At 71.5% G+C, this 26,231-nt stretch carries 24 protein-coding genes; 18 read left to right on the top strand and 6 right to left on the bottom strand.

Annotated elements, in window-relative coordinates; genetic code table 11:
- Position 1: 1 nt before the first annotated feature.
- Together BJ963_RS17115 and BJ963_RS17120 are read right to left on the bottom strand one after the other, a co-directional pair.
- Positions 2 to 748, bottom strand: coding sequence for an IclR family transcriptional regulator (locus BJ963_RS17115; protein ID WP_343037315.1), 747 nt, complete (start codon positions 746 to 748; stop codon positions 2 to 4).
- Complete coding sequence (locus BJ963_RS17120) at positions 745 to 1,761, bottom strand: sugar kinase (protein WP_179457675.1); 1,017 nt, start codon at positions 1,759 to 1,761, stop codon at positions 745 to 747. The genes BJ963_RS17115 and BJ963_RS17120 overlap by 4 nt, the downstream gene beginning before the upstream one ends.
- Positions 1,762 to 1,856: 95 nt before the next feature.
- Here BJ963_RS17120 and BJ963_RS17125 point away from each other — a divergent pair, with 95 nt between their 5' ends.
- The 6 genes from BJ963_RS17125 to BJ963_RS17150 all read left to right on the top strand — a co-directional run bounded on the left by BJ963_RS17125 (position 1,857) and on the right by BJ963_RS17150 (position 7,249).
- Complete coding sequence (locus tag BJ963_RS17125; protein ID WP_179457676.1) at positions 1,857 to 3,107, top strand: type III PLP-dependent enzyme domain-containing protein; 1,251 nt, start codon at positions 1,857 to 1,859, stop codon at positions 3,105 to 3,107.
- Positions 3,108 to 3,115: 8 nt separating this feature from the next.
- Complete coding sequence (locus BJ963_RS17130) at positions 3,116 to 3,739, top strand: bifunctional 4-hydroxy-2-oxoglutarate aldolase/2-dehydro-3-deoxy-phosphogluconate aldolase (protein WP_089914335.1); 624 nt, start codon at positions 3,116 to 3,118, stop codon at positions 3,737 to 3,739.
- On the top strand, positions 3,736 to 5,337 hold the full coding sequence (locus tag BJ963_RS17135) for an N-acyl-D-amino-acid deacylase family protein (protein ID WP_179457677.1): 1,602 nt from the start codon (positions 3,736 to 3,738) through the stop codon (positions 5,335 to 5,337). Before BJ963_RS17130 ends, BJ963_RS17135 begins: the two co-directional genes overlap by 4 nt.
- Positions 5,338 to 5,426: 89 nt before the next feature.
- On the top strand, positions 5,427 to 5,939 hold the full coding sequence (locus BJ963_RS17140; RefSeq protein ID WP_089914328.1) for a hypothetical protein: 513 nt from the start codon (positions 5,427 to 5,429) through the stop codon (positions 5,937 to 5,939).
- A 100-nt stretch (positions 5,940 to 6,039) separates the two neighbouring features.
- Positions 6,040 to 6,735, top strand: coding sequence for a helix-turn-helix transcriptional regulator (locus BJ963_RS17145; protein ID WP_179457678.1), 696 nt, complete (start codon positions 6,040 to 6,042; stop codon positions 6,733 to 6,735).
- Between the two features lie 136 nt (positions 6,736 to 6,871).
- Positions 6,872 to 7,249, top strand: coding sequence for a VOC family protein (locus BJ963_RS17150; protein WP_089914322.1), 378 nt, complete (start codon positions 6,872 to 6,874; stop codon positions 7,247 to 7,249).
- 25 nt (positions 7,250 to 7,274) lie between these two features.
- On the opposite strand, the gene BJ963_RS17155 is transcribed toward BJ963_RS17150, so the two are convergent.
- From BJ963_RS17155 to BJ963_RS17170, 4 genes are all read right to left on the bottom strand, one after another.
- Positions 7,275 to 8,204 carry an NADP-dependent oxidoreductase gene (locus BJ963_RS17155; RefSeq protein WP_179457679.1) on the bottom strand — a complete coding sequence of 310 codons (930 nt, stop codon included), beginning with the start codon at positions 8,202 to 8,204 and terminating at the stop codon, positions 7,275 to 7,277.
- A 74-nt stretch (positions 8,205 to 8,278) separates the two neighbouring features.
- Positions 8,279 to 8,854: a TetR/AcrR family transcriptional regulator gene (locus BJ963_RS17160; RefSeq protein WP_179457680.1), complete on the bottom strand. Its 576-nt coding sequence runs from the start codon at positions 8,852 to 8,854 to the stop codon at positions 8,279 to 8,281.
- Positions 8,855 to 8,946: 92 nt separating this feature from the next.
- Positions 8,947 to 11,097: a phosphocholine-specific phospholipase C gene (locus BJ963_RS17165; RefSeq protein WP_179457681.1), complete on the bottom strand. Its 2,151-nt coding sequence runs from the start codon at positions 11,095 to 11,097 to the stop codon at positions 8,947 to 8,949.
- Positions 11,094 to 13,577, bottom strand: coding sequence for a hypothetical protein (locus tag BJ963_RS17170; protein ID WP_179457682.1), 2,484 nt, complete (start codon positions 13,575 to 13,577; stop codon positions 11,094 to 11,096). The genes BJ963_RS17165 and BJ963_RS17170 overlap by 4 nt, the downstream gene beginning before the upstream one ends.
- Positions 13,578 to 13,815: 238 nt before the next feature.
- Between BJ963_RS17170 and BJ963_RS17175 the strand changes: the two genes are divergently transcribed.
- The 12 genes from BJ963_RS17175 to BJ963_RS17230 all read left to right on the top strand — a co-directional run bounded on the left by BJ963_RS17175 (position 13,816) and on the right by BJ963_RS17230 (position 26,230).
- A complete protein-coding gene (locus BJ963_RS17175; protein ID WP_246298096.1) occupies positions 13,816 to 14,607 on the top strand; it encodes a GntR family transcriptional regulator in 792 nt (263 codons plus the stop codon).
- A 179-nt stretch (positions 14,608 to 14,786) separates the two neighbouring features.
- Positions 14,787 to 15,530: an alpha/beta hydrolase gene (locus BJ963_RS17180; RefSeq protein ID WP_179457683.1), complete on the top strand. Its 744-nt coding sequence runs from the start codon at positions 14,787 to 14,789 to the stop codon at positions 15,528 to 15,530.
- A gap of 107 nt (positions 15,531 to 15,637) precedes the next feature.
- Positions 15,638 to 16,078 carry an MSMEG_6728 family protein gene (locus tag BJ963_RS17185; RefSeq protein WP_179457684.1) on the top strand — a complete coding sequence of 147 codons (441 nt, stop codon included), beginning with the start codon at positions 15,638 to 15,640 and terminating at the stop codon, positions 16,076 to 16,078.
- Positions 16,079 to 16,082: 4 nt separating this feature from the next.
- The gene (locus BJ963_RS17190) at positions 16,083 to 16,310 is read left to right on the top strand and encodes a hypothetical protein (protein WP_089914299.1); all 228 of its coding nucleotides are present in this window, start codon (positions 16,083 to 16,085) and stop codon (positions 16,308 to 16,310) included.
- A 98-nt stretch (positions 16,311 to 16,408) separates the two neighbouring features.
- A complete protein-coding gene (locus BJ963_RS17195; RefSeq protein ID WP_179457685.1) occupies positions 16,409 to 17,425 on the top strand; it encodes a LacI family DNA-binding transcriptional regulator in 1,017 nt (338 codons plus the stop codon).
- A gap of 284 nt (positions 17,426 to 17,709) precedes the next feature.
- The gene (locus BJ963_RS17200; protein ID WP_179457686.1) at positions 17,710 to 18,717 is read left to right on the top strand and encodes a LacI family DNA-binding transcriptional regulator; all 1,008 of its coding nucleotides are present in this window, start codon (positions 17,710 to 17,712) and stop codon (positions 18,715 to 18,717) included.
- A gap of 70 nt (positions 18,718 to 18,787) precedes the next feature.
- Positions 18,788 to 20,038: an extracellular solute-binding protein gene (locus BJ963_RS17205; protein WP_179457687.1), complete on the top strand. Its 1,251-nt coding sequence runs from the start codon at positions 18,788 to 18,790 to the stop codon at positions 20,036 to 20,038.
- 37 nt (positions 20,039 to 20,075) lie between these two features.
- Positions 20,076 to 21,047, top strand: a complete 972-nt coding sequence (locus tag BJ963_RS17210; protein ID WP_179457688.1) for a carbohydrate ABC transporter permease — start codon at positions 20,076 to 20,078, stop codon at positions 21,045 to 21,047.
- Positions 21,044 to 21,862: a carbohydrate ABC transporter permease gene (locus BJ963_RS17215; protein WP_089914286.1), complete on the top strand. Its 819-nt coding sequence runs from the start codon at positions 21,044 to 21,046 to the stop codon at positions 21,860 to 21,862. The genes BJ963_RS17210 and BJ963_RS17215 overlap by 4 nt, the downstream gene beginning before the upstream one ends.
- Before the next feature lie 2 nt (positions 21,863 to 21,864).
- Positions 21,865 to 23,580, top strand: a complete 1,716-nt coding sequence (locus BJ963_RS17220) for an MGH1-like glycoside hydrolase domain-containing protein (protein ID WP_179457689.1) — start codon at positions 21,865 to 21,867, stop codon at positions 23,578 to 23,580.
- Positions 23,577 to 25,508, top strand: a complete 1,932-nt coding sequence (locus tag BJ963_RS17225; protein ID WP_179457690.1) for a glycoside hydrolase family 127 protein — start codon at positions 23,577 to 23,579, stop codon at positions 25,506 to 25,508. The genes BJ963_RS17220 and BJ963_RS17225 overlap by 4 nt, the downstream gene beginning before the upstream one ends.
- 197 nt (positions 25,509 to 25,705) lie before the next feature.
- Positions 25,706 to 26,230, top strand: coding sequence for a beta-class carbonic anhydrase (locus BJ963_RS17230; RefSeq protein ID WP_179457691.1), 525 nt, complete (start codon positions 25,706 to 25,708; stop codon positions 26,228 to 26,230).
- The last annotated feature ends 1 nt before the right edge of the window (position 26,231 follow it).

The raw sequence follows: 26,231 nt of genomic DNA on the forward strand, positions 1-26,231 counted from the left end.
GTCAGACCTCTCGGGCGCCGAGCTCTGCGGAGACGCGCCCCGCCGCCGCCAGGAGCGACGGAAGGAGCTCGAGCACGCCCTCATACGGGAGGACGACGTTCGGAACCGAGATCGAGATGGCGGCGGCGACGCGGCCGTCGGGTCCGTGGACGGGGGCGCCGATGCAGTTCATGAAGGTCTCGTGCTCCTCGTGGTCCTCCGCCCACCCTCGTCGCACGCTGCGCTCGACGTCGGCGAGCAGACCGTCGGGCGTCGCGATCGTCCGGTCGGTGAAGCGCTCGAACTCGAGTCCGGTGACGACCGCGCGGCGCTCTGCGCCATCCAGCCCGCCCAGCAGCACTTTGCCGACCGCAGTCGCGTGGAGGGCGGCGGGAAGGCCGATCCGCGAGTACATGCGGAGCGGTTGCCGCGACTCGACCTTGTCGACATACGTCGCGACGCCGTCGTCGTAGGTGGCGAGGTGCACGGTCTGGCCGGTCTCGGCCGCGAGCGCACGCAGTTCCTGGGCAGCAGCGGCGCGCACATCCAGTGCATCCAGCGCGCCGGAGGCCAGGGCCAGCACGGCAGGGCCGATGCGGTACCGGTGGTTGCTGTCGCGGCCGACGAACCCGCGCTGCTCCATGGTCTGGAGCAGCCGCAGGACCGTCGTCTTGTGAACGCCGAGTTCTGCCGCGAGCGGGTCGAGAGTCGTGATGCCGCGCGCGAGGAGGCCGAGGAGATCGAGCGCCCGGCCGAGCGACTGGCTCACGACGACCTCCTCCAGGGGGATGCGCCCGGGCTGACCGCCCAGCTCGCCCAGTCCTCGTCGGAGGCGCCGGCGATCCTTTCGCGGTCCATCTCGTCCGGCACGCTGAGCGGACGGTCGCCGGCGCTGGTCAGAGCCAGAGCGGCCAGCGCGTGTCCGAGGCGGAGGCAGGCCGCATCGTCGCGTCGCTCCGCGAGCCCGCAGAGGAAGCCTGCCGCGAAAGCGTCCCCGGCTCCGATCGGCTCCACGACGTCGACGCTGAGGCAGCGGACGTGGACCTCCACGCCGCCGCGGCGGTGGACGGAGGCGCGGTGGGCGTCCTCCTTCACGACGATGGTGTCGAGCAGGGGATGCGCGTCGAAGAGCCGGCGGGCGTCGCCGTGCCCGAAACAGGCCTCGGCCTCGTCGCGGCCGAGGAAGAGCAGGTCGGCTTGGGCTACCAGAGCCGTCAGTGCGGAGGTGTCGCCGTCGCCCCACAGCTGCGGACGATAGTTGAGGTCGACGCTGAGCCGGGTGTCCGGGCCCAGCACGGCCCGCAGGCCCGTGACGGCCTCGGCTGCTGTGGGAGACAGGGCCGCCGTGATGCCCGACGTGTGGACGAGCTCGGCAGAGGTCAGAAGCGCTGCGGCTGCAGGCGAGGCCAGCGTGGCGGACGACAGGGCGGAGGCTGCGGATCCACTGCGGTGGTAGTGCATCCGGGTGCTCACATCCCCGGCCGTGCGGGTCGTCTCCTTGACGTAGAGCCCGGTCGGCCGGGAGGGGTCGAGTTCGACCGCGGACGTGTCAACACCCGACTCGCCGGCGACCCGGCGGATGCGTGCACCGAACCCGTCGGTTCCGAGCCGGGAGACCCAGGACGTGGGAAGGCCCAGGCGCGCGAGGCTGGTCGCGACGTTGAACTCCGCCCCGCCGACATCCGAACCGAACCTGTCCGCCTCTGCCAACGCCCGCTGGTCTTCCGGGTAGAGGACCACCATCGCCTCACCGATCGTCACCTGGAGGCCGGCGCTTCGCATGCGGTGCCCTTCCTGGATCGACTGTGGCCATGCTAGACAAGGTTGCACAGAAGGCGCAATCAGCGTTGCGTCATGTGCAACCACGAAGGAGGCTCATGGCCGAGTACAAGGCGATGCCTCTCGGCGAGCCGCCGCTCACGGTCGACGCGCTCGCCGCTGAGCCCCGAACGCTGGCCGACTTCCCGACACCGCTGGTCACCCTCAGCGAGAAGGCGCTCGCCCACAACCTCCGGACGATGTCGGCTTGGTGCGCGTCGGCCGGAGTCGGGCTCGCCCCGCACGGCAAGACCACGATGAGCATGACCCTCTGGCAACGGCAGCTGGATGCGGGCGCCTGGGGCATCACCGTCGCAACACCGTGGCAGGCGACCGTTGCGCTGGACTGGGGCGTCCCGCGGATACTGCTGGCGAACGAGCTGGTGCAGCCGGCGGCGATCCGGGCGCTCGCCCCGCACGCGGCCCGGTTGACGGTGTGGGCCGACTCGATCCGTGCCGTGGAGCTCCTTGCCGATGGGCTGAGCGACGCCGGAGCGACGGTTCCGCTGGCGGTGCTCGTCGAGCTCGGCGGTGCCGGGGGCCGCACAGGGGCCCGGGGCGTCCCGGCCGCCCTCGAGGTGGCGCGCGCCATCGCCTCCGCACCCGCCCTCCGCCTGGCCGGGGTCGGCGGATACGAGGGGGCGCTGGCACACGACGCATCGACCGCGTCCCTCGAGCGCGTCAGGGCCTACCTCGCCGAGATGGTGCGGTTGCACCGCGAACTGGATGCGCAGGGGCTCTACCCGGCGGAGGGAGAGGTGCTGCTCACCGCCGGCGGAAGCGCGTACTTCGACGACGTCGCGGCGATCCTGGCCCCGCTCCGCGACCCCGAGGGGGCACGCGGCCGCCCCGTCGATGTGCTGCTCCGCTCCGGCGCGTACATCACGCATGACGACGGCTTCTACCGCGGGATCACTCCGTTCTCGCGCGGTGGCTCCGGCGAGGGGCTCCGCGCGGCGATCCACGGCTGGGCGACCGTCCTGTCGCGGCCGGAACCGGAGCTGGTCCTGGTGGATGCGGGCAAGCGCGATCTCCCGTACGACGAGGGCCTCCCCGAGGTTCAGGCGGTCCGGTCGCTGCGCGGTGGGCCTGCAATGCCGTTCGCCGGCGCGGCGGTGACCGGCATCAACGACCAGCACGCGTTCATCCGTGTTCCCGCCGATGCCGTGATCGAGGTCGGCGACGTCGTCCGGCTGGGCCTGTCGCATCCCTGCACCGCGTTCGACAAATGGCGTGCGCTCCCGCTCGTGGACGATGCGCTGGCCGACGACCCCCGGGTCATCGGCGTGATCGAGACCTGCTTCGGGTAGGCGGCCGGATGCTCATCCCCGCACTGGAACAGGACCGCACGCTCGCCGTCGTCCGCGCGCCTCGCATCGACGACCCCATCGCCCTCTGCCGGGCGCTGGCGGCGGGCGGGATCCGGACGGTCGAGTTCACCTTCACGACACCGGGAGTCGAAGCGGTCATCGCGGAAGCGGTTCGCGGCGCGGACGGCGTGATCATCGGGGCCGGGACCGTGACGGATGCCCGCTCGGCGGAGGCGGCTCTCGCGGCGGGCGCGCAGTTCCTCGTCACGCCCGGCATCAGCGAGGGGGCCGCGGGCGTCGCGCGGGACGCCGGTGTCCCCATCCTGCTCGGCGCGCTGACGCCGTCGGAGGTGATGCGCGCGGTGGCACTCGGCGCCGCGGCGGTCAAGATCTTCCCTGCAGGCCTCGTCGGGCCGGCGTACCTCGCCGATCTGCGCGGCCCCTTCCCCGATGTTCGCGTCGTGCCGTCCGGAGGCCTCGACGCCGGCAACGCCGCCGAGTGGATGCGGGCGGGAGCTCTCGCGGTGACGGCCGGCACCAGCGTGGTCGGCGCCGCTCGGATCCAGGCGGGGGACTGGGCGGACGTGACCGAGCGTGCGCGCGAGTTCTCGGCCGCGGCCCTGAGCGCATGACGGCGGTCCTGCTCCGCGGCGGCCTGATCCTGGACGGCTCCGGGCGCCCCGGTGTCATCGGCGACGTGCTGGTCGAGGACGGACGGATCGCGAGGGCGGGAGGCCGTATCTCCGCGCCGCGGGCCCGGGTCGTCCCCGCGGAGGGTCTGGCCGTCGCTCCCGGGTTCATCGACATGCACGCCCACTCCGACCTGGCAGTCCTCACCGACCCGGACCATCGGGCGAAAGCGACGCAGGGAGTCACCACCGAGGTGCTCGGGCAGGACGGCCTCTCCTACGCCCCCGTCACCGACCGGACGCTGCCGGTCGTTCGCGAGCAGATCGCCGGCTGGAACGGCATCCCGGAGACCGTCGGCTTCTCGTGGCGGAGCGTCGCCGGGTATCTGGAGGAGCTGGACGCGCATCCGCTCGCCGTGAATGCCGCCTATCTGCTGCCCCACGGCACCATCCGGATGAACGTCGTCGGACTGGAGGACAGGCCGCCGACGGCCGACGAGCTCGAGCGGATGCGCGCCGAGGTGGACCGCGGGATGCGCGAGGGAGCCTTCGGCCTGTCGGCGGGGCTGTCGTACGTGCCCGGGATGTTCGCCGGCACCGACGAACTCGTCGAGCTCTGCACGGTCGTCGCCCGCCATGGCGGGTTCTTCGCCCCGCATCAACGGTCGTACGGGGCGGGGGCGCTGGACGGGTACGCCGAGATGATCGACGTCGCCGCGCGGTCCGGCTGCGCCCTGCATCTCACCCACGCCACGATGAACTTCGACGTGAACCGGGGCCGCGCCGGCGAGTTGCTCGGCCTGGTCGATCGGGCCGTGGCCGGTGGCGTCGACGTGAGCCTCGACAGCTACCCCTACCTCCCCGGCTCGACCACCCTCTCCGCGCTCCTCCCGAGCTGGGTGCAGGCCGGTGGACCGGAGTCGACTCTGGAGCGGCTCCGCGACCGGGACGTGCGCCTCCGTGTCGCGCGCGAGCTCGCCACGACGGGAAGCGACGGAAGCCACGGCGTCGCGGTGGACTGGGCCGTCGTCCAGGTCGCCGGTGTCCGCGACGCGTCGCTCGCCGCCCTGGTCGGCCGCACCATCGCCGATCTCGCACGCAGCGAGGGGCGCCCGCCCGAGGAGCTGTACTTCGACCTGCTCGTGCGCGACCGTCTGGGAACGACGATCCTGCATCATGTCGGCGACGAGGACAACGTGCGTGCCGTCATGCGTCATCACCGCCATACCGCGGGGAGTGACGGGATCCTGGTCGGGGAGCGGCCGCACCCGCGAGCGTGGGGCACGTTCCCCCGGTACCTGGGCCGATACGTGCGGGAGGAGCAGGTTCTGACCCTCGAGGAGGCGATCGTCCACCTCTCCGCGCGACCGGCCCGTCGGCTCGGGCTCCGAGACAGAGGCCGCGTCGCATCCGGCTTCGTCGCCGACCTTGTGCTGTTCGACCCGGAACGCGTTGCCGACACCGCGACCTTCGACGATCCCCGGCGTCCCGCCGAGGGGATTCCGTGGGTGTTCGTCGCCGGGGAGCCGGTCATCGAGGACGGAGAGCGGACGCCCCTGAGCCCCGGACGCGCGCTCCGTCATGACGCCCGGCATTGCTAACGCCGCCGTGAAGGGATAACGTGAGCGGCGCTCAAATGCAATGGCCCAGCGGGCCGTTCGCAACCACCAGCTTCAGAAGGAGACCCACCGTGAGTGATTCCAACCTGCCCCCGAGTTACCCCGCCGCGTCGTCGCCGGCCCCCGCCGGAGGCGCGCCGGTCGCACCTCCGCAGCAGGTGAACATCGCGTTCTGGCTGTACATCGTCGGTGCGGCGCTCAGCCTCATCTCGCTGATCATCTCGCTGGCCACGATCGGTTCGCTCAAGGGCGACCTGCAGCGTCAGCTCGCCGCGCAGGGTCAGCAGATCTCCGACAGCGCGCTGAACGCCACGGTGACGGCGTCGGTGACGGTCGCGATCGTCTTCGGCATCCTCTATATCGCCGCCTACGTGCTCTTCGCGGTGTTCATGCGCCGTGGAGCCAACTGGGCGCGCATCGTCCTGCTGATCGTGACCGTGCTGTCGCTGTTCGGCATCCTCGGCGGGTTCGGCCTCGGCGCCGCCCGTGTCGTGGTCGGTGTCATCGCCACGATCCTGATCTTCCTGAAGCCGGCGAACGAGTACTTCAGCGCGGTCAAGGCGAGCAAGCGTCCGCGGGCCTGACGGCCGCTGCTCCACGGGGCTCGGCGGGAGGCGTCCGTACGCTCCCGCTGGGCCCCGTCGTCGTTCCTCCCGTCCGGATCGCCGTCGGTAGAGTCGACGGATGAACCGCACCGACCGGCTGTACGCGATCGTGGAGGCACTCCGCGCGGTGGCGCCGCGACCGGTGAGCGCCCGACGGCTGGCCGAGCGGTTCGAGGTCAGCATGCGCACCATCGAGCGCGATCTGTCGTCCCTGCAGCAGTCCGGCGTCCCCATCTGGGCCGAACCCGGCCGGACCGGCGGCTACTGCATCGACCCGGCGCACACCCTCCCTCCGCTCGGACTGACCGTCGAGGAGGCGCTCGCCGTCACGATCGGGCTCGGCATGCTCGCCTCCACCCCGTTCGGAACAGAGGCTGCGGCGGCGCTGGCCAAGGTGCTCGCGGTGATGGACGCGAGCCGGGTGGAGGAGACGCGGGCCCTGGCGGCGCGCGTGCACCTGCTCCAGGGCGCTCCGCCGGCTCCGGCTCACGCCGGGTTCTCGGACGCCCTGCGGGCTGGGACGGTGCTCCGGCTCCGGTACCGCGATCGAGCGGGAGTCGAGACGGAGCGCGAGGTGGAGCCGCAGGGATACGTCGGCCGGGACGGGACGTGGTACCTGATCGCCTGGTGCCGCTCCCGCGACGCGATCCGGGCGTTCCGCGGCGACCGCATCGTCGCGGTCGAGCCGACCGGGGAGCGGCCGCCGCGGCGCCGGCTGACGGCGGCCGATCTCGACATCCCCTTCGGAGATCTGCGTCCGGTGCTGGAGGTTTGATCGCCGCGGCCCCGGACTGCTGAAGGCGCCGGGCGCCAGGAGACACAGAACGCCGATAAACACCGACAGGACGGTGTCGCCGGCGTCGGCGAGTCTGGTCGTGTGCGGGCCGGACGGCCCGGCGGAGAGGCTTCCCATGGCATTCAGCTCGATCAGGATCATCACCGACGACGTCGACCGGCTCGTGCGGTTCTACGAACTCGTCACCGGGACGGTGGCGTCGCGTCCCGCCCCGGTGTTCGCCGAGTTCCGGGAGGGGGCCGTGGCCCTCGCCATCGCCGACGCGGCGACGGTCGCCATGCTCGGCGACGACGCTCCCCGGCCGTCCCGCGGCGGCCCGGCCATCATCGAGTTCGCCGTGGACGACGTCGACGGCGAGTTCGACCGCCTGCGCGACGTCCTGACCGATGTCGTGCTGGAGCCGACGACCATGCCGTGGGGCAACCGGTCCACCCTGTTCCGCGACCCCGACGGAACGCTGGTGAACCTGTTCTCGCGACCGGCCGGGTCGTAGAGTCCATCCCGCACATCGGCCGCGCCTACGGGAGGACGACCACCTTCCCGCGCAGGGTGCCGGCGGCGGCGCGCTCGTGGATGCTGCGGAGCTCGGCGAGCGGCACCCGCTCGGCCACATCCACCCGCAGCTCGCCGCTGTCGACGAGCGAGACGAGTTCCGCGAGCTCTGCGGCGTCGCTGCGAACGAAGACGACGACGCTGCGGACGTCGCGCTCCGTGTCGTCGGGGGCGGCCATCCAGGCGGTCGTGCTGACCACGACGCCGCCGTCGCGGACGCGTGCGACCAGCGCGGCGAACTCCTCCGGCTCCAGCGGGGCCAGGTTGAGGAGCACGTCGACGGGCTCGGCGACCGCGTCGATCACCGATCGGGTGGTGTGGTCGACCACGTCATCCGCTCCCGCCGCGGCGACCGCGTCCCTGCTGCGCGGGCTCGCGGTGGCGATGACGTAGGCGCCGGCGCGCTTGGCGAGCTGGACCGCGTAGCCGCCGACCGTGCCACCCGCCCCGGTGATCAGGATGCGCTGGCCGGACGCGAGACCGGCCTCGTCGAACAGTGCCTGCCATGCGGTCAGGGCGACGGACGGCAGTGCCGCAGCGTCGGAGAGAGCGACGGATCGCGGGGCTCGGACGAGCACCTCCGCCGGCGCGATGGCGTACTCGGCCGCCGCGCCGTCGCCGGTCATCGGCAGGAATCCGATCACATCGTCGCCGGGGGCGAGGCCCTCGACACCGGCACCCACGATGTCGACCGTGCCGGAGACGTCGTAGCCCGGGATGTGCGGCAGCGTGATCGGGATGGGCAGGCTGCCCGCGCGGATGCCGTTGTCGGCCGGGTTGAACGCCGAGCCGGCGACGCGGATCCGAACCTCGCCATCGCCGGGGACGGGCAGGTCCGCGTCCTCGTAGTGGAGCACCTCGGGTCCGCCGGTCTCGTGGAATCGAATCGCCTTCATGGTCGTGCCTTCCTCCTCGGGTGTCGACGCCCATCGCCGGCATCACATCCCATGAAGCGGAGGAAAACGTCCGTTTATTCCCCAGGGTCGGGGGAGATCCCGCGAAGGAAGACGACGCGCTGCTCCTCGGCCGCCCGCGGCCAGTCGGGCACGTTCGGCATGGGCTGCGCGAGCATCGCCCCGAAGCGGACGACGGTGCCGCCGTCGACATCCCGGCGGACGGTGCCGTCGGCGTGACCGCGCGCGACGATGGCGGACATCGTCCGCTGCATCCGGCCCCGCAGTTCGGCGGACTCCGTCCCTTCGGTCATCGGGCCGCCGTGCAAGGGCAGCACCAGCTGGTCCCGGTGCTCGAACGACTGCCGCAGGAAGCGGGCGATCGCATCCCGTCCGCTCTCGCCGGACGCGAGCGCGTCCTCCGCCTCGGCGAGAATCAGCCGGTAGGCGCGCACGGCCATCGCCTCCAGGAGCGCCTCCCGGTTGGGGTAGCGGCGGTACAGGGTGCCGATGCCGACCCCCGCGTCGGCGGCGATCTTCTCGAGAGGCACGAACCGCCCCTCGGCGAGGCCGGAACGGATGGCGGCGGCGAGGAGGCGATCAGCGTTCTCCGCCGCATCCCTCCTCAGCTTCTTCGGCTCGCTGCCCGCCATGCCCTGCCCTCGGATCCACTCGACGTCGTCGCCCCACGATAGTTGCTCGGGAGCCGTCGGGTGGCGCGGACGCCGTGCCGGCCTGCGCAGGCTCAGACCCGGCCGGCGAACCGGTAGCGGAAGCCGGTCCCGGTTCCCGCGGTCACGACCACGTCGTAGTAGCCCCACTCGTCGACCGGCCAGTCGACCGTGCGCGAACCGCGCGGCGGCACCGTCACCTGCTCGGAGTGGTCGGTGAAATCGTTCCCGGCCAGCCGGAAGCGCACCGCCGCGCCCCCGTCGTTCGTGAGCGTGAGCCGGAGGCTGCGCGATCCGACCGCGCCGACGGCGGCCGTCGCGTGGGGGACGCCGATGTCGCGGCGGTCTCCGCGGACGACGGTCCCGGCGAACCGGCGCAGGAAGCGGTCCGGGCCGTACACGCTGACGTCGTACAGGCCGTCGGTGGCCGCGGCATCCCACACCCAGTCCGCCGTCGCTCCTGCCGCCAGAGTGTGCGGTTCGGCCTGGAACGGCAGCGCGATGTTCGGGAACACCTGGTGGTTGACGCCGACGGTGCCCTGGTTGCGCATCGTGAGGGTGACCCGGCCGGTGGTGCGGTCCACCGCCACGTCGGCGCTCTGCCGGTACGGGAGCGTCCGGTGCCGAGGCGTTCCGGCATCCTGTCCCGGCATCGACTGCGCGCCCACCGCGGGCACGGCGACGGCCGGCTTGCTCCGGTCGGCGTCCGCTGCGGCGACCAGCTGCTGCGTCTGCGCGAGGCCCGGAACGACATCGGCGCCCGGGATGCTGACGTCGGGATGCGCGAAGTCGAAGCAGCTCAGCAGGTCGCCCGACACGGTGCGCCGCCACTGCGAGATGTTCGGCTCGGTCACGCCGGTGATCACCTCGAGGAACCGGATGACCGACGTGTGGTCCGACGTCTGCGAGTTGACCCATCCACCGCGCGACCATGGCGAGACGACCGTGAGCGGCACGCGCGCGCCGAACCCGATCGGCTGGCCGTTCACGAACTCGTCGGCCGTTCCGGCCTCGGGGAACGGCGGGAGCACGTGGTCGAAGTAGCCGTCGTTCTCGTCGTAGTTGATGAGCAGGACGGTCGACGCCCAGGTCTCCGGGTTGCTGAAGAGCGCCTGCACGACGGCATTCGTGTAGTGCGCTCCGTAGTCGGGGCTGGCGGACGGGTGCTCGCACCAGCCGTACGGGGCGACGACGTAGGAGACGGTCGGGAGAGAGTTGGTCGCGCAGTCCCGCCCGAAGTCGGACAGCAGGTAGCTGACGTCGAGGCCGCGGCCGGAGTCGGCCTTCCAGCCGTCGTGCAGCCCGCCGTTCAGCGCGAGCTGGCGCTTCGCCGGGTCGGAGGAGGCCAGCGCGTCGTGGTACTGCTGGAACAGCCAGAGGGGGTTGTCGCCGTAGTCGCCGACGTAGGGGTGGCTTCCGCTGTCGCCGACCTCGTCGTTGGCGTACGTCTTCCAGCTCACCCCGGCCGCCTGCAGCCGTTCGGCGTAGGTGCCCCAGCGGTACACCGGGTTGTAGTCGGCGGGGTTGTCGATGGCCGGTCCGCCCTGTCGGCCCGCCGGGTCGATCATCCCGGACCACTGATACAGCCGGTTGGGCGTCGTCGGCCCGTTGAGCGAGCAGTGGTAGTCGTCGCACACGGTGAAGGCGCTGGCGAGGGCGTGCTGGTACGGGATGTCGTCACGGGTGAAGTACCCCATGGTCTGCTCGCCCTTCGCCGCGACCCAGCGGTTCCAGGCGCCGTTGTTCCAGGCGGTGTGGCCGCCGCCCCAGCTGTGGTCGAGTCCCCCGGCGTTCTGCGAGTTGTACTTCGTCGAGTCCATCCGGAACGGCAGCATCACCTGACCGTCGGCGCGGGACGCATCCGGCTGGTGGAAGATGTCGCCGCCGCCGGGGTACTCGAGGATCTGCTTGTCGGCGAAGCCGCGCACGCCGGGAAGCGTGCCGTAGTAGTGGTCGAACGACCGGTTCTCCTGCATGAGGACGACGACGTGCTTGACGTCCGCGACGGTCCCGGTGAGCTTCGCGGTCGCGGCGGCGGGGAGGGCCGCACGTCCCGCGGTCCCGTAGGCGACCCCGGCCATGATCGCGGCGGCGCCGCCGAGCAGAAGCGTCCGGCGGCTCAGGCCGCGCGGAACCGAGCTGACGTACGCGGCGCTCTCGTCGAGCGGCGGCGCTGCGGTGAAGGTGACATCGGGCGCGTGGCGCTCCGGCTTGGATCGGCTCATCGGTTCGCTTCCTCCGGGTGTGCGGTCGGTTCTGCTTCGGGGGTGCCGGACGGGGTGGATGCGTCCCTCCGCCGGCGGATCAGGATCGTCAGGCCGCCGATCACGACGGCTGCGACGGCGATTCCGGCCAGGACCAGTCCGAGCACGTCGCCGGTGCGCGCGAGCGCCCCCGGCAGTCCGGAGTGCCCGGCGGCGGCGCCCGTCCCCGGGTCCGCGGTGCCGCCTCCTCCGCCGGACCCGCCCCCGCCGGCAGCGGGGGCCGCGAGCACGATCGTCGCCTCGACGGCGGCGCGGTCCGACACCCAGCGGTTGGCGTTCGAGGGCGACGCCTGCGGGAACCCGTCGACCACGAGGTTGGCATCCTGGACGGTCAGCGGTCCGGCGACGTACACGTAGTCGAGACGGTCGAGAAGTGCGGGCCGCGCGGCCGCCGCATTCACCGTCCCGCCGAGGATTCCGGCTGTCGCGCCGGGGTCGGCGGCGATGTCGGTGCGGGCGGTGCGGAACGCATCCGCCAGCCCTGCCGCCTGGAGTTCGGAGGTGACCGGCCAGGCGACGGGACCCGCGCCGCAGTTCGCTGCGGACGGCGCACCGGTCCAGTCGAGGTTCGACGGCGATCCCAGTGCTCCGAGGAGCAGCAGCCGGCCGTCCGGCGTCGCGGTCCGGGCCGTGTTCACGGCCTGGGCGACGGTGTGCGCCTGCGCGTACCGGGTGCTGCCCTTCTCGGCGGCGACGGCGGCAGCGGCCCCGTCCGTGCACACGGATGCGCGATCGGGTCCGCCGCCGTCGAGCGCGGTGTTCCACACGGGGAGGTCGGTTCCGGCGACGGCGGCCGACACCGCGAGGACGGCGGCCGCCGGCGCGGGGAGCGCGGTCAGCGGATAGGGCGCGATCACGGCCAGGCCCGCCGCATCCTCGATCGCGTTCCAGCCGAGCCGCTGAGCCACCGCCGTGGCGTTGCCGCCGGTCGCCTGCAGTGCGACCAGGTCGAAGCGGTTGACGAGGATGGAGCGCGCCAGCTTGTCGACGGCGTCGTCGACGTGGGTTCCGCCGTCCCACATCGTGAGCGTCGCGGCGTGCACGGCCGGCGGTGCGCCGGGCTCGGTCAGCGGGAGCTCGACGGTCAGCGTCCCGGTCAGTCCGCTCGCCTCGGTGGCCAGCACGGTCAGCAGCGGCGTCTGGGCCGGGATGGATGCCGGGGTCGTCCCGGTCACGGTGCCGTCGGGGGCGACCGCGAGCCAGTCCGGGCCGGCCTGCGCGGTGAACGTGGCCGCGGCGGGAGCCGCGCCGCGGACGCCCGCCCACATCCCGGCGACGGAGAACCGCACCGCCGTCGACGGACCGACGGCCGGCCGCACGATGTCGTCGGTGAGGAAGTGGTCGACCGTCGGTTCCGTCGAGCCGGTGAGCGGCGGCTCGGCCTTCAGGGTGAACGTGATCGGCGGTGCGAGGTTCACGTAGCCGTCGTCGTAGAGGAGCACCGCCGCGACGGTGTGACCACCGGTGAGCGCGCCGGAGGGGATCGTGACCGTGCCGGAGGTGGCGTTCGGGACGTACTCCCAGGTCGTCGATGCGCCGTGCGACGCCCCACCGCTCGGCGCTGTGCTGGGATCGTCGTAGACGCCGATCCAGTTCTTCGCGTTGGGGGTGGCGGTGGTGAACGAGAAGGTCAGCGGCTTCCCGGCCATCGGATCCTCGGTGAGCAACGTCAGCGTCCCGCCGGCGGTCGGTCCGGACGCCGCCGCCGCGAGCCGGAAGACGACGGGCTGGGCGAGCCAGGTGTAGCCGTCGTCGGCGAGCAGGTAGGCGATGACGTCGTGCCCGGAGGTCAGTGCGCCAGCGGGGATGGTGACGGTGCCGGAGGTGCCGGAGACGTACGACCACGCCGTCGAGCCTGACCCCGGGTAGGTCTGGTTCAGCGGGGACTTTTTCGGGTCATCGTAGACGGCGATCCAGTCGGTGCCCGAGGCGTTCGCGTCGCCGGTGCGGTACGAGAAGGTGAGGTCGCCTCCCGCCCGCGGGGTGGTCGTCGTGAGGGCGAGCGAGCCGCTGGTCGTGTAGCCGACGTGGAAGGTGACCGGCTGCGCGAGCCAGGTGTAGCCGTCGGCGTACAGGAAGTAGGCGACGAGGTCGTGCCCGGGGGTCAGCCCCGTGCTCGCGACGGTCACCGTGCCGCTGGAGGATGCCGTCGTGGAGTCGACGTACGCCCAGTCGGTGGAGGAGCCGTGGCTCTTCTGGTCGGTCGGTCCGGTGGCGGGGTCGTTGTAGACGGCGACCCAGTTCTTCGTGTTCGGCTTGTCCGTCGTGTACGAGAACGTGAGCGGATCGCCGGGCGCTGGTGCCGTGCTGGTGAGGGTCAGCGTCCCGTTCGGCGTCGGTGCCGCGGCGGCCGGCTGCGCGACGACGCCGAGCGCGGCCGTCGCGGCGACGACGGCGCCGATGAGGGCCGCGACGACGGCCGACCGGGTGATCCTGCGCACGGGTGCTCCTTCGGGTGAGGCCGCGGGCCGGTGCGGGATCCCGAACTCGCACCGCGCCCGTCGGCACAGGTCCTCACCCAACCGACCGCACTCGTCGCGCACCCTGCCTGCGCGCGACCTGCGGGTGAACGGCCGTCGAACCGGAGCGGTCCACTTGGCGCCGTCTGCGCACTGACGGCGCGCAAACGATCCCGAGGATGCGCGGCGAAGCCCGACGATCGGAGAGACTGTCGTGTACATGTCGTCGCGACCGGGCGACGTCGTGCGCGCAGGATGGGCGGAAGGACCGGACATGCCGTCGCTGTATCGAGAGATCGCAGAAGACCTGGGTGCGCGCATCCTCCAGGGCGAGTTCCGAGCCGGCACCTCGCTGCCGTCGGAGAACCGGATGGCGGAGACCTACGGCGTCGCCCGAGGCACCGTGCGCCGAGCGCTCGCGCTGCTCCGAGCGCGCGGCGATCTGACCTCCCGGCAGGGATCGTCGTGGGTGGTCGCGGCCGCTCGTCAGGGGCAGGAGTTCGACGAGCTGCGCTCGTTCGCCCAGTGGGCGCGGAGCAGGGGGATGACACCGGGCGGGCAGGTGGTCTCGCTCCAGACGGCGCCGGCCCGGGTCGCCGAACGCCGTCGCCTGCACCTCGACGAGGGCGACGAGGTGCTGCGGGTCGTCCGCGTCCGCACGCTCGACGGCCGGCGGGTGATGCTCGAGCGGACCACGTACGCCACCTGGATGATCCCGATCATCCAGTCGCTCTCGCCGCGCGAGGCGTCCGTCGTGCAGGTGCTCTTCGACCGGTTCGGGATCGTGACGGGCCAGGCCGACAACACGTTGGATGCGACGGCCGCGACCAGCGAGGACGCCCAGCTGCTCGGCGTTCGCCGGTCGTCGCCGCTGCTCCGGCTCCGCCGCGAGAGCTCGGACGCGGGTGGCCGGCCGATCGAGTACGGCGAGGACCGCTACGTGCCGGGAACGGTCGCCTTCCAGGTGCACACCCGGCTGACCGCCGCCGCGATGCGCAGGATGGGCGGCTGAGCCATCCGCCCCGTGCCGTGACTGCGCGGCGAAGCCGGTGCTATGCTTCCCCGGTCCGTGCAGCAGATCGAGGAGGTGATACCCATGAGCGAAACGACGTGGGTGCTCCTCTCTGAGGACACGGTCGGGCGATAGGTCGTCCGGGAGCGCCCTTCAGGCACTCCACGAAAGGCACGACCATGCACCTCGAATTCACTTCAGAACACCACAAGAGCGACGGCGTCATCGAGCGTCGCTTCACCCTCGACGGCATCCCGGGCATCCTCTGGACGCCCGCGTCCGCCTCGCCCTCCGCACCCGTCCCGCTGATCCTCCTCGGGCACCCCGGGGGCATCGAGCAGATGCACCCGCGCCTCGCTGGACGGGCCGTCCGGGCCGCAGCGGACGGCTTCGCCTCGCTCACCATCGAACTGCCGGGAACGGGAGACCGCCCGCCGGTGCCGGTGACGGAGGAGGCGCGCGCCGACCTCCGCCGCACCCTCGCGGCCGGCGATCCGGTCGGTCCGGACCTCGTCGACCGGCTCGTCCTCCCGCTCGTCGACGGGGCCGTCCCGGAATGGCGGTCGGCGGTGGATGCGGCGCTCGCGCTCCCCGAGATCGGCGGCCCCGTGGCGTACTCGGGCGGCTTCATCTCGATCGGCGTCCGGCTCGCGCTCGCCGAACCGCGGGTGGTCGCCGCCGGGCTCTTCGCCGGCAGTTACATCCCGGCGGTCATCCTGGAGGAGGCGCGGCGGGTCACCATCCCGCTGCACGTCCTCCTGCAGTGGGACGACGAGGGCAACGACCGGCAGGCCGCCCTCGACCTGTTCGACGCCTTCGGCTCGGCGGAGAAGACGTTGCAGGCGAATCTCGGCGGCCATCGCGGCGTCCCCGCGTTCGCCGGCGAGGACGCGGCTCGGTTCTTCGCCCGGCACCTGCGCTGACGACGCCGGGCCGCCCGCTGGAGGGCGGGCGGCCCGGTGCATTGCGCGTCGCGGGCGCCTGTGCAACGGGGGATGCGAGGAGTGCGGCCGCGGGTACCGTGGCAGCCGTGCAGACCTTCCTGCCCTATCCCTCGTTCGCCCGGAGCGTCCGCGTGCTCGACCGTGCCCGGATGGGCAAGCAGCGCGTCGAGGCGCTGCAGGTGCTCCGCGCGATCACCGTGCCCGGTTACGGGTGGCGCCACCATCCCGTCGCGAAGATGTGGCGCGGCTACCTGCCCGCTCTCACCAAGTACGCGCTCGAGTCGGCCGACGCCTGGATCGAGCTCGGCCACGCCGACACGGTCCGCCCGCAGGTGCTGACTTTCGCTCCGGAGGTCGACGCACGGGCGCAGGAGGAGCTCGAACTGCCGCCGTGGATCGGCGACCCGGCGTTCCATCTGAGCCATCAGTCCAACCTGGTCCGCAAGGACCCCGCGTTCTACCGGCCGCTCTTCCCGGACGTGCCCGACGACCTGCCCTACGTCTGGCCGGTGCCGCCGGTAGCATGACCGCATGACAGACCCGACACAGGAGCAGCTCGAGGCGTCCGACAAGGTCGAGAAGCGCACCGTGGGCGACGAGATCCGCTACTACGTGAAGAACATCCGCGAGCACTGGCCCGTCGTCGTGGAGAACGATCCGGATGCGGCCGGGCATGAGGCCTGGTGGACGGCGGACGGCAAATTCCACGCAACGCACGCGCAGCTGCGCCGGGATGCGATGGTCGGCGGGATCGTCTAGCGCTCCGGCTCCAATTCGCCCGGCTCGCGCTCGATGATCGAATCGGTTCGATGCCCGTGACCGTGTGAGAATTGACGAGGCGAACGGCTGGAGGGGCGATGGCGGCGACGATCCGGGATGTGGCACGGGTCGCGGGGGTGACCCCGAGCACCGTGTCGTACGCGCTGTCGGGCAAACGGGCCATCTCCGAGGAGACGCGGGAGCGCATCCAGCGGGCCATCGCCGAGCTCGACTTCACGCCCAATGCCGGCGCCCGCGCCCTGGCGCTCTCGCAGACGAACGTGCTCGGTCTGTTCCTCCAGTTCCAGGAGGACGAGTTCGCCCCCGCCATGCTGCAGTACGTGCTGCCGGTGTCGACGACGGCCCGCAATCACGGTTTCGACCTGCTGATGGTGACCGATCCGGATGTGGATGCGGCCATCCGCCGCACGACCTCGTCGGCGATGGTGGACGGCGTCGTGCTTCTCGACGTGACGTATGACGACCCGCGGCTGGAGCCGCTCCGGCAGACGCGCCAGCCGGTCGCGCTCATCGGCTACGCGAAGAACGCCGAGGGGTTCGACGCGGTCGACCTCGACTTCGGCGAGGCGGCGCGCAACGCTCTCGATCACCTGGCCGGCCTCGGCCATCGGGAGGTCGTGCTGGTCACGCCGCCGCGGCACGTCTTCGAGCGCGGCGGCTCCTACGCCTGGCGGTTCAGCGACGCGGCGGCCGAGCGGGCGGCCCGCCACGGCATGCAGCTGCACATCGTGGAGGGGGAGTCGCGGCAGCCCGCGCTCGGCCAGGCGGTGACGGCGGCGCTCGACCGCTATCCGTCCGCGACCGGGCTCGTCGTGCACAACGACGCCACGATCGCCGCGCTCCCGTCGCTCCTGCACGACCGCGGGATCTCGGTGCCGGACGACCTCTCCGTCGTCGGCATGTTCTCGGCGGAGTTCGGGACGGCCTTCTCGCTGCCGTACACCTCGGTCGACACGCGCCCGGAGCTCCTGGGCGAGTGGGCCGTGTCCCGGCTCGTGGAGCGCATCGCGGATCCCGATGGCGCGGAGCCGCCCCAGGTCCGGCTGATCGAGCCCGGATTCGTCGACCGCGGCAGCACCCGCGCCGTCGGCTGACCGCGCCCGCGCGCGCTCCCCGCCTCTCCCCGCCCCCTTCGCAACATTTGCGCCAAATCTGCGTTATGGAGGAGGCTGTCGAAGCGGTTCGGGTGCGGGGCGGATCGAGCCGGGGTGAGGGGTCCGCTGGGCGATTCGGGGGCCGGTTTTGCGCAAGCGGAGGCTGAATCGGGGGAAAGCGAAGCGGTTCGACTTGTGCGGCGCGTGCGAGCGCGCTATCTTCATCGAAGCGGTTCGACGATGGTCGAGCCGGACACTTCCCGATGGAGCGAAGGAGGGGCGCGATGGCCGTCACCATCACCGACGTGGCTCGAGCCGCCGGCGTCTCCACGAGCACCGTCTCGTACGCCCTCTCGGGCAAGCGCTCGATCTCCCCGGACACCCGCCGTCGCATCGACGAGGCGATCACGTCCCTCGGCTTCATCGTCAACGCGGGCGCCCGCGCCCTCGCCACGTCGCAGACGATGGTCATCGGCCTGCTCACCCAGTTCCACGCCGACGAGTTCGCCCCCGCCATGCTCGAGTACATCCTCCCCGTGTCCGACACGGCCCGGGAGCTCGGCTACGACATCCTGCTGGTCACCGAGCTCGACAGCGTCGCCGCGCTGCGCCGCGTCACCAGCTCCGGGATGGTCGACGGCGTCGTCCTGCTCGACGTCGTCCACGAGGACCCGCGGCTCGCCACTCTCCGCGACGCAGCGCAGCCCGGAGCCCTCGTCGGGCTGCCCAAGCACACCGAGGGCCTCGACGTCTTCGACCTCGACTTCGGGGAGTCCGCCCGCCTGCTGGTCGATCACCTGTACGCGCGCGGCCACCGCGAGATCATCGTCGTGTCGCCCCCGCTGCACGTCTTCGAGCGCGGAGGCGCATACGGCTGGCGGTTCCGGGATGCCGCCCTCGAGCGCGCAGCCCGCTACGGCCTGCAGATGCACCCGTACTACGGCGAGTCGCGGCAGCCCGAGATCGGCCGCAGCATCAACGCGATGCTCGACGCCCGGCCGACCGCCACCGCGCTGATCGTCCACAACGACGCCACGATCGCCGCGCTGCCCTCGGTGCTCACCGCGCGCGGCGTCAGCACCCCCGACGACCTCTCGGTCGTCAGCCTCTATGCGAAGGACTTCGGGCGAGCGTTCTCCCTGCCGTACACGGCGGTCGAGAGTTCGCCCGACGAGCTGGGCCGCTCGGCGGTCCGGCAGCTCGTCCGGCGGATCACCTCCCCTGATCTCGCCGGCCCGGCGGTGACGAGATTCGTCGCCCCCGAAATAACTGACCGCGGGAGCACCCGATGAACCGCCCAACGCAGCATGCTCAGCGCCCCCGGCCGGACTCGACCAAGTGCACGATTCAAGGAGGAATACTGTGATCACCAAGAAGACCTCGCGCCTGCTCGGCGCAGCGGTCGTCGCCGCGGCGGTCGTCGCCGGCGTCGCCGCCTGCTCGGGCTCGGGCTCCGGCTCGAGCGGAAGCGCCGGAGGCACGTACACGTTCTGGGACCCGTACCCGCAGTTCGACGCATCGGCCGACTGGACGAAGCTCGTCGAGCAGTGCGGGACGGATGCCGGAGTGACCGTGAAGCGCACCGGCTACGACACCAGCGACCTGACCAACAAGGCGCTGCTCGCGGGCCAGCAGGGCAACTCGCCCGATCTGCTGCTCGTCGACAACCCGGTCGTCTCGACGCTGGCCGAGGCCGGCATCCTGACCACCACGTCGGAGAACAAGCTCGACACGTCCGACATCCAGAAGAACATCCTGGCCGCGGGTCAGCTGGACGGGAAGACGTACGGCGTCCCGATCGGGGCCAACACCCTGGCCCTCTACTACAACAAGGCCGTCCTGTCGGCCGCCGGTGTCGACGCGAGCTCGATCACGGACTGGTCGACGCTCACCGACGCGCTGGGCAAGGTGACCGCAGCGGGCAAGAAGGGCATCACGTTCTCGGCCATCGGCACCGAAGAGGGCAGCTTCCAGTTCCTGCCGTGGTTCTGGGGCTCCGGCGCCAACCTGACCAAGCTGGACTCGGACAAGGCCGAGAAGGCGCTGACGCTGTGGACGGACTGGCTCAAGAAGGGCTACGCACCGAACTCGGTCATCAACAACACGCAGACCACCTCGTGGCAGGAGTTCGCCACCGGCGACTATGCGTTCGGCGAGAACGGCACCTGGCAGCTGGGCAACGTGAAGAAGGCCGGCATCGACTACGGCATCCTCAGCATCCCGGCGATGGATGGGGGAGCGGCTCCCGCTCCGACCGGCGGCGAGTTCATGACGATCCCCGTCCAGAAGGACACCGCCCGGTACGCCACCTCGAAGAAGATCGCGGAGTGCCTCACCAGCACCAAGAGCTTCGTGAAGACCGACACCACCCTCTCCTACATCGCCCCCACCGAGGCGGCGCAGAAGGAGCAGGTCGCCGCGAACCCGGAGCTGAAGCCGTGGGTCGACGCCGTGGCCGCCGCGAAGGGCCGCACCAGCGACGACCTCGGGACGAAATACCCGAAGATCTCCAAGGAGTTGTGGACCGCCGTCCAGAACGCCCTGAGCGGATCGCAGTCGCCGGCGGACGCCTTGAAGGCGGCCCAGACGGCAGCGGCCGCCGCCACGAAGTAACCAGAGCACGACCAGCACGCAACTGAGGGAAACACCGATGACGACAACTCAGACAGCGTCGAGCGGCACGGCCAGAGACGCGGGTGGGACGGTGCAGGCCGCCGCCCCGCCCGCGCCCCGGCGCCGGCGTCGCCGTGGCGCGTGGACGGCGTGGGCGTTCCTCGCCCCCGTCGCGATCTACCTGGTCGTGTTCTACGCCTACCCGCTCTACCGCAACGTCGAGCTCAGCGTCCGCGACTACACCGTCCGGTCGTTCGTGATGGGCGATGCCCCGTTCGTCGGGCTCGACAACTACGTCAAGGTGCTGCAGGACCCGACCTTCGGGCCCGCGTTCTGGCACACCGCCGTCTTCACCCTCGTCTCGATCGCGTTCCAGTTCACGATCGGGCTGGCGCTCGCGGTGTTCTTCCACCAGAACTTCCGGCTGTCGGCGACGCTGCGCGCCCTCTTCCTGGTGCCGTGGCTGCTGCCGCTGATCGTGTCGGCGTCCACCTGGTCGTGGATGCTGAACAGCGACTCCGGCGTCGTCAACGCCGCGCTCGAGGCGTTCGGCCTCCCCGGCATCAACTGGCTGACCTCGCCGGACTGGGCGCTGACCAGCGTCATCATCGCGAACATCTGGATCGGCATCCCCTTCAATCTCGTCATCCTGTACTCGGGGCTCCAGAACATCCCGCAGGAGCTCTACGAGGCGGCGTCGATCGACGGCGCCAACGGGTGGCAGCGCTTCTGGCGGGTGACCTTCCCACTGCTGCGGCCCGTGTCGGCGATCACCCTGCTGCTCGGCCTGATCTACACGCTCAAGGTGTTCGACATCATCTGGATCATGACGCGCGGCGGGCCCGGGACGGCGTCCACCACGTTCGCGACCTGGTCGTACCAGCTCGGGTTCGCCTCGACACTGCCGGACTTCAGCCCGGCGGCCGCGGTCGGCAACCTGCTGATCATCCTCGCGCTCGTCTTCGGCTTCGTGTACATCCGCACCCAGAGGAAGCAGGACCTCGCATGAACGGCAAGCGACCCTGGTGGAAGACCGTCGTCGGCGTCGCGCTGACGCTGGTGATGCTCTTCCCCGTCTACTGGATGATCAACGTCTCGCTGACCCCCACGAGTCTGATGCGGAAGAGCCCGCCCGACCTGTTCCCGATCCACGCGACGTTCGAGGGATACCAGGCGGTTCTCGACCAGCAGCTGCCCTACCTCGGCACCAGCCTGCTGGTCGGCCTCGGGACCGTGATCCTGACGGTCGCGATCTCGGCCCCCGCCGCGTACTCGCTGGCGAAGCTGCGCCCGCGCGGCCGGGGCGTCCTCAACTTCGTGCTCCTCATCGCGCAGATGATCCCCGGGATCATCATGGCGATGGGGTTCTACGCGATCTACCTCAACCTCGGCATCCTGAACACGCTGTGGGGGCTGATCATCGCGGACTCGACGCTGGCCGTGCCGTTCGGGGTGCTGATCTTCAGCGCGTTCATGTCCGGCATCCCGGATGAGCTGATGAACGCCGCGAAGATCGACGGTGCGAGCACCTGGCGCACGTTCCGGTCGATCGTGCTGCCGGTGAGCCGCAACTCCATCGTCACCGTCTCGCTGTTCGCGTTCCTCTGGGCATGGTCGGACTTCGTCTTCTCGTCGACGCTCAACAGCGGCGGCGCGCTGCAGACCATCACCCTGGGCATCTACAAGTACATCGGCAACAACAATCAGGAGTGGAACGCGATCATGGCGACCGCCGTCGTCGCGTCGATCCCGGCCGCCGTGCTGCTGGTGCTCGCGCAGCGGTATGTCGCCGCCGGCGTCACCGCCGGCGCTGTGAAGGACTGACCGTGACCGATCTCAGCACCGTCACCTCGACCGACATCGCCTTCGATCTGGCCGAGATCCCGTTCTCGGTCCGCGGCAGCTGGCTCGACATCTCGCCGGTGATCGGCACGCACCAGGTGTCCGACGCCCTCCATCTCGTCAGCCATGTCACCGGGATGAACGCCGTGGTCCGGCTCACACCGGTGGTGCCCGGCGCCACCCCGGCCCGCGTCGACGCCACCGCGTCCCGGGTCGCCTGGACGGCGGGCGACGGCCGCGTCGAGGCGGCGTTCGAGCATCCTGGCGCCGTGCGCTTCCGCGGACGCGAGCTCGGGATGCGGTTCTCCGCCTCGGACGAGCTGACGCCGTTCACGGGCGGGTACCTGTTCACCGACCCCGTCGACGGCGCGATCACCCTGACCAGCTACGAGACCGGCCGGCGCTACCGCTTCACCGTCCTCGCCGGGGCGGCGGAGGTCGTGGGCGATGGGCTGCTCGGCAGTGGCGCACGTGAGGTGGCGTTCGGCGCGGACGACCCGTGGGAGGTCCGGGTCGAGCAGACCGAGGCGGGCGTCCGTCCACTCGGCGCCACCGCCCCCTTCGACGACCTGGTGCGGCACCGGCGAGCGGAGTTCGCGGCGTACTGCTCCGGGCTTCTGGCCGGGGCCGCCGCGACGCCGACCGCCGTGAAGGCCGCGTACGTGCTCTGGTCGGCCACCGTCGAGCCCGGCGGCTTCGTCGGCCGCGAGGCGGTGCTCATGTCGAAGCACTGGATGGACAAGGTCTGGTCGTGGGACCACTGCTTCAACGCCCTCGCCCTCGCGCCGCTCGACCCGGAGGCCGCACTGGACCAGTTCCTGCTGCCCTTCGACCACCAGGATGCCGGAGGAGCGCTGCCGGACTCGGTCACGCACTCCGAGGTGCTCTACAACTTCGTGAAGCCGCCCATCCACGGCTGGGCCTTCCGGCTGCTGCGGGAGCGCGTCTCCACACCCTTCGACGACGGCGCGCTGCGGCTGGTGTACCGGAGGCTCTCCGCCTGGACACGGTTCTGGCTCGACAGCCGCCGCGCACCCGGCCATGCCCTCCCGTACTACCAGCACGGCAACGACAGCGGGTGGGACAACGCCACCCTCTTCGACCGGGACCGGGTGGTGGAGTCGCCCGACCTCGCCGCGTTCCTCATCCTGCAACTGGACGAGCTGGCCCGCCTGGCGCTCGAGCTCGGAGAGTCCGCCGCCGAGTGGGAGGACGAGCGGATCGCGCTCGAGCGGGCGCTGTTCGAGCAGCTGTGGGCCGGCGACCGCTTCGTCGCCCGGTCGGTCGCCTCGGGCCGGCCGTCCAGCTCCACGAGCCTGCTCGGTGCCCTGCCCATCGTGCTCGGCGAGCGGCTTCCCGCCGACATCGCCGCGGCGCTCGCCGCCGCGGTGGAGTCGCATCTGACCCCGTGGGGGCCGGCCACCGAGCTGCCCGGGTCGCCGGAGTACACCGCGGACGGCTACTGGCGCGGGCCGGTGTGGGCGCCGAGCACGCACCTGATCGTCGACGGTCTGCGTCGTGCAGGTCACGCCGGGACGGCCGATCGGGTCGCCAGCGCTTTCCTCGCCGCCTGCGAGCGCTCGGGCTTCGCCGAGAACTTCGACGCGCTCACCGGCGACGGCCTGCGCGACCGTGCATACACCTGGACGGCCGCCGTCTACCTGCTGCTCGCCGCCCACCGACCTTCGGGAGAACGATGACCCTCACCACCACCGCCGTGCTCGCCGGGGGGCCGGTGGTCCCGTCCCGCAGCGTCCTCCGGCCGCTCGGACCGGACGAGGTCCGCATCTCGGGAGGGTTCTGGGCCGACACGCAGGAGCTGAACGCGACCGTCATCCTCGACCACTGCGAGACGTGGATGGAGCGGATCGGCTGGATCGGCAACTTCGACCGCGCCGCAGACGGCACGGTCGCCGACCACCACGACGGCATCGAGTTCGTCGACTCGGAGGTCTACAAGCTGCTGGAGGCGATGGCCTGGGAGCTCGGCCGTCATCCGGATGGGGCGCTCGAGGCGCGCTACTCCGCTCTCGTCGACCGGGTGGCCGCGGCTCAGGAGCCGGACGGATACCTGCACACGGCGTTCGGCCGTCCCGGTCAGCGTCCGCGGTACAGCGACCTCGAGTGGGGTCACGAACTGTACTGCTTCGGCCACCTCATCCAGGCGGCCGTCGCCCGTGCCCGGAGCGGGCATCCCGACGACGTCCTGGTCCGCGTGGCCCGTCGGCTCGCCGACCACGTCGACCGCGTGTTCGGCGAGGAGGGGCGGGATGCGATCTGCGGCCACCCGGAGATCGAGCCGGCCCTGGTGGAGCTGGGGCGCGCGCTCGGCGAGCCGCGCTACGTCGAGCTGGCGCGGATCTTCGTCGAGCGGCGCGGGCGTCGCACCCTCGCGACGACCCTGTTCCAGGGCAGCGACTACTTCCTCGACGACATGCCGGTCCGGGAGGCGACGGTGCTGCGCGGTCACGCCGTCCGCGCCGCCTACTTCACGGCGGGGGCTGCCGACGTCGCCGTCGAGACCGGCGACGACACCCTGCTGGACGCGGTGCAACGGCAGTGGGGGCGGACCGTCGCGCACCGCACGTATCTCACCGGTGGCATCGGCTCGCACCACCAGAACGAGGAGTTCGGCGCCGACGACGAGCTGCCTCCCGATCGCGCATACGCCGAGACCTGCGCGGCCATCGGCTCCGTGATGGTGAGCTGGCGGCTGCTCCTGCAGACCGCCGACCCGTCCCACGCGGATCTCATCGAGCGGACGCTCCTCAACGCGGTGCTGGTGTCGCCGCGCGCGGACGGCCGTGCCTTCTACTACGCGAACACGCTCCACCAGCGCCAGCTGGCGTCCGAGACGCACGACGACGAGCTGAGCGAGCGGGCCGAGGCGAATCTCCGCGCGCCCTGGTTCGAGGTGTCCTGCTGCCCGACGAACGTCGCCCGCACCCTGGCCAGCGTCGGCGCGTACTTCGCGACGGCCGACGACGACGGGGTGCAGCTCCACCAGTTCGCGGATCTGGAGGTGGACACGGCACTGCCGGACGGTCGTCGCGTCGCCCTCGCCGTCCGCACGGGCTACCCCTTCGACGGCCGCGTCGTCGTCTCGGTGACGGAGGCGTCCGAGTTCACGCTGTGCCTGCGCATCCCCGCCTGGTCCCGCGGCCGGGCGCGTGCGAGCCTCAACGGCGGAGCCCTGCCGGTGGACGGCGACACGCTGCGCGTCCGTCGCGCGTTCGCCGCAGGCGACGAGCTGGTGCTCGAGCTGGACACGTCCCCGCGGTTCACCGTCGCGCCCGGCGGTGTCGACGCGGTCCGCGGGACGGTGGCCGTCGAGCGCGGACCGCTCGTGCTGTGCCTGGAGTCTGTGGACCTCCCGGAGGGCATCGCCTTCGACCGGGTTCGGATCGATACGGCGACGACTCCCGAATCCACCGCCACAGGTGCCTCCGTGCGCCTGATCGTGGACGATGGGCGCGACGACGCCTCCGACGACTGGCCGTACCGCCGCCTCGACGCCGCCGTGACCGCCCGGTCGGGCCGGGCGGTCACGGCGGACCTCATGCCGTACGCCCACTGGGCCAACCGCGGACCGAGCCTGATGCGGGTGTGGATCCCCGCCGCAGGCTGACGACGCTCGGCTGCCGGCGAGTCATCGGGGCCGGCAGCCGAGTCCTTCTCCGCCGCCCCGGCGTGAACCCCCACCATCTCGGCGGAGCGCGGGATGTTGGCGGAAACCCCGCACGCAGGACGCCTGCCGCGACCGTATCGTGGCCATGCGCCTGGGCCTCAGGACGTCGTCCCCGGGCGACAGAAGGAGCTGCGACCATGAGCATCACGGACGACGCGCTGCGCGCCAACGCGACCCTCGCCGAGGAGTACCGACCGACCGGAGGGCCGCCCGCGCCCACGATCGCAGTCGTCACCTGCGCGGATCCCCGCCTCAGCGGAGTCGTACGGCTGATGGGGCTTCCGGACGCCGACGTCGATCTCATCCGCAATGTGGGGACGGTGATCGACGACGACACCATGCGGTCCCTGATCGTCTCGACGCGGATGCTCGGCACGAGCGAGATCCTCATCATCAATCACGACGACTGCGGTCTGTCCCGGTTCTCGGGCGACGACCTGGTCGAGCGGCTGCGCGCGGAGACGGGGAGCTACCCGATCGCTCCCGCGCAGTTCTTCACCTTCACCGATGCGGAGCAGAACACGCGGGAGCAGGTGCGGAAGGTGCGCTCGCATCCCTGGATCTCCTCCGAAATCCCCGTCCGCGGGTTCCTCTTCGGGGTGCAGACGGGGCGGCTGACCGAGGTGCTCGTCGAGGACGCCGCCGGCACCGCCGTGAGCTGAC

The sequence above is a fragment of the Leifsonia soli genome (assembly GCF_013408745.1).
In the GTDB taxonomy this organism is placed as follows: Bacteria; Actinomycetota; Actinomycetes; order Actinomycetales; family Microbacteriaceae; genus Leifsonia; species Leifsonia soli.

Coding starts and splice junctions, on each gene's coding strand:
- BJ963_RS17175 (WP_246298096.1), top strand. CDS start 13,816: ATGTCGTCGCGACCGGGCGACGTCGTGCGCGCAGGATGGGCGGAAGGA.
- BJ963_RS17195 (WP_179457685.1), top strand. CDS start 16,409: ATGGCGGCGACGATCCGGGATGTGGCACGGGTCGCGGGGGTGACCCCG.
- BJ963_RS17180 (WP_179457683.1), top strand. CDS start 14,787: ATGCACCTCGAATTCACTTCAGAACACCACAAGAGCGACGGCGTCATC.
- BJ963_RS17210 (WP_179457688.1), top strand. CDS start 20,076: ATGACGACAACTCAGACAGCGTCGAGCGGCACGGCCAGAGACGCGGGT.
- BJ963_RS17120 (WP_179457675.1), bottom strand. CDS start 1,761: ATGCGAAGCGCCGGCCTCCAGGTGACGATCGGTGAGGCGATGGTGGTC.
- BJ963_RS17135 (WP_179457677.1), top strand. CDS start 3,736: ATGACGGCGGTCCTGCTCCGCGGCGGCCTGATCCTGGACGGCTCCGGG.
- BJ963_RS17160 (WP_179457680.1), bottom strand. CDS start 8,854: ATGGCGGGCAGCGAGCCGAAGAAGCTGAGGAGGGATGCGGCGGAGAAC.
- BJ963_RS17165 (WP_179457681.1), bottom strand. CDS start 11,097: ATGAGCCGATCCAAGCCGGAGCGCCACGCGCCCGATGTCACCTTCACC.
- BJ963_RS17130 (WP_089914335.1), top strand. CDS start 3,116: ATGCTCATCCCCGCACTGGAACAGGACCGCACGCTCGCCGTCGTCCGC.
- BJ963_RS17125 (WP_179457676.1), top strand. CDS start 1,857: ATGGCCGAGTACAAGGCGATGCCTCTCGGCGAGCCGCCGCTCACGGTC.
- BJ963_RS17215 (WP_089914286.1), top strand. CDS start 21,044: ATGAACGGCAAGCGACCCTGGTGGAAGACCGTCGTCGGCGTCGCGCTG.
- BJ963_RS17150 (WP_089914322.1), top strand. CDS start 6,872: ATGGCATTCAGCTCGATCAGGATCATCACCGACGACGTCGACCGGCTC.
- BJ963_RS17190 (WP_089914299.1), top strand. CDS start 16,083: ATGACAGACCCGACACAGGAGCAGCTCGAGGCGTCCGACAAGGTCGAG.
- BJ963_RS17225 (WP_179457690.1), top strand. CDS start 23,577: ATGACCCTCACCACCACCGCCGTGCTCGCCGGGGGGCCGGTGGTCCCG.
- BJ963_RS17200 (WP_179457686.1), top strand. CDS start 17,710: ATGGCCGTCACCATCACCGACGTGGCTCGAGCCGCCGGCGTCTCCACG.
- BJ963_RS17230 (WP_179457691.1), top strand. CDS start 25,706: ATGAGCATCACGGACGACGCGCTGCGCGCCAACGCGACCCTCGCCGAG.
- BJ963_RS17155 (WP_179457679.1), bottom strand. CDS start 8,204: ATGAAGGCGATTCGATTCCACGAGACCGGCGGACCCGAGGTGCTCCAC.
- BJ963_RS17145 (WP_179457678.1), top strand. CDS start 6,040: ATGAACCGCACCGACCGGCTGTACGCGATCGTGGAGGCACTCCGCGCG.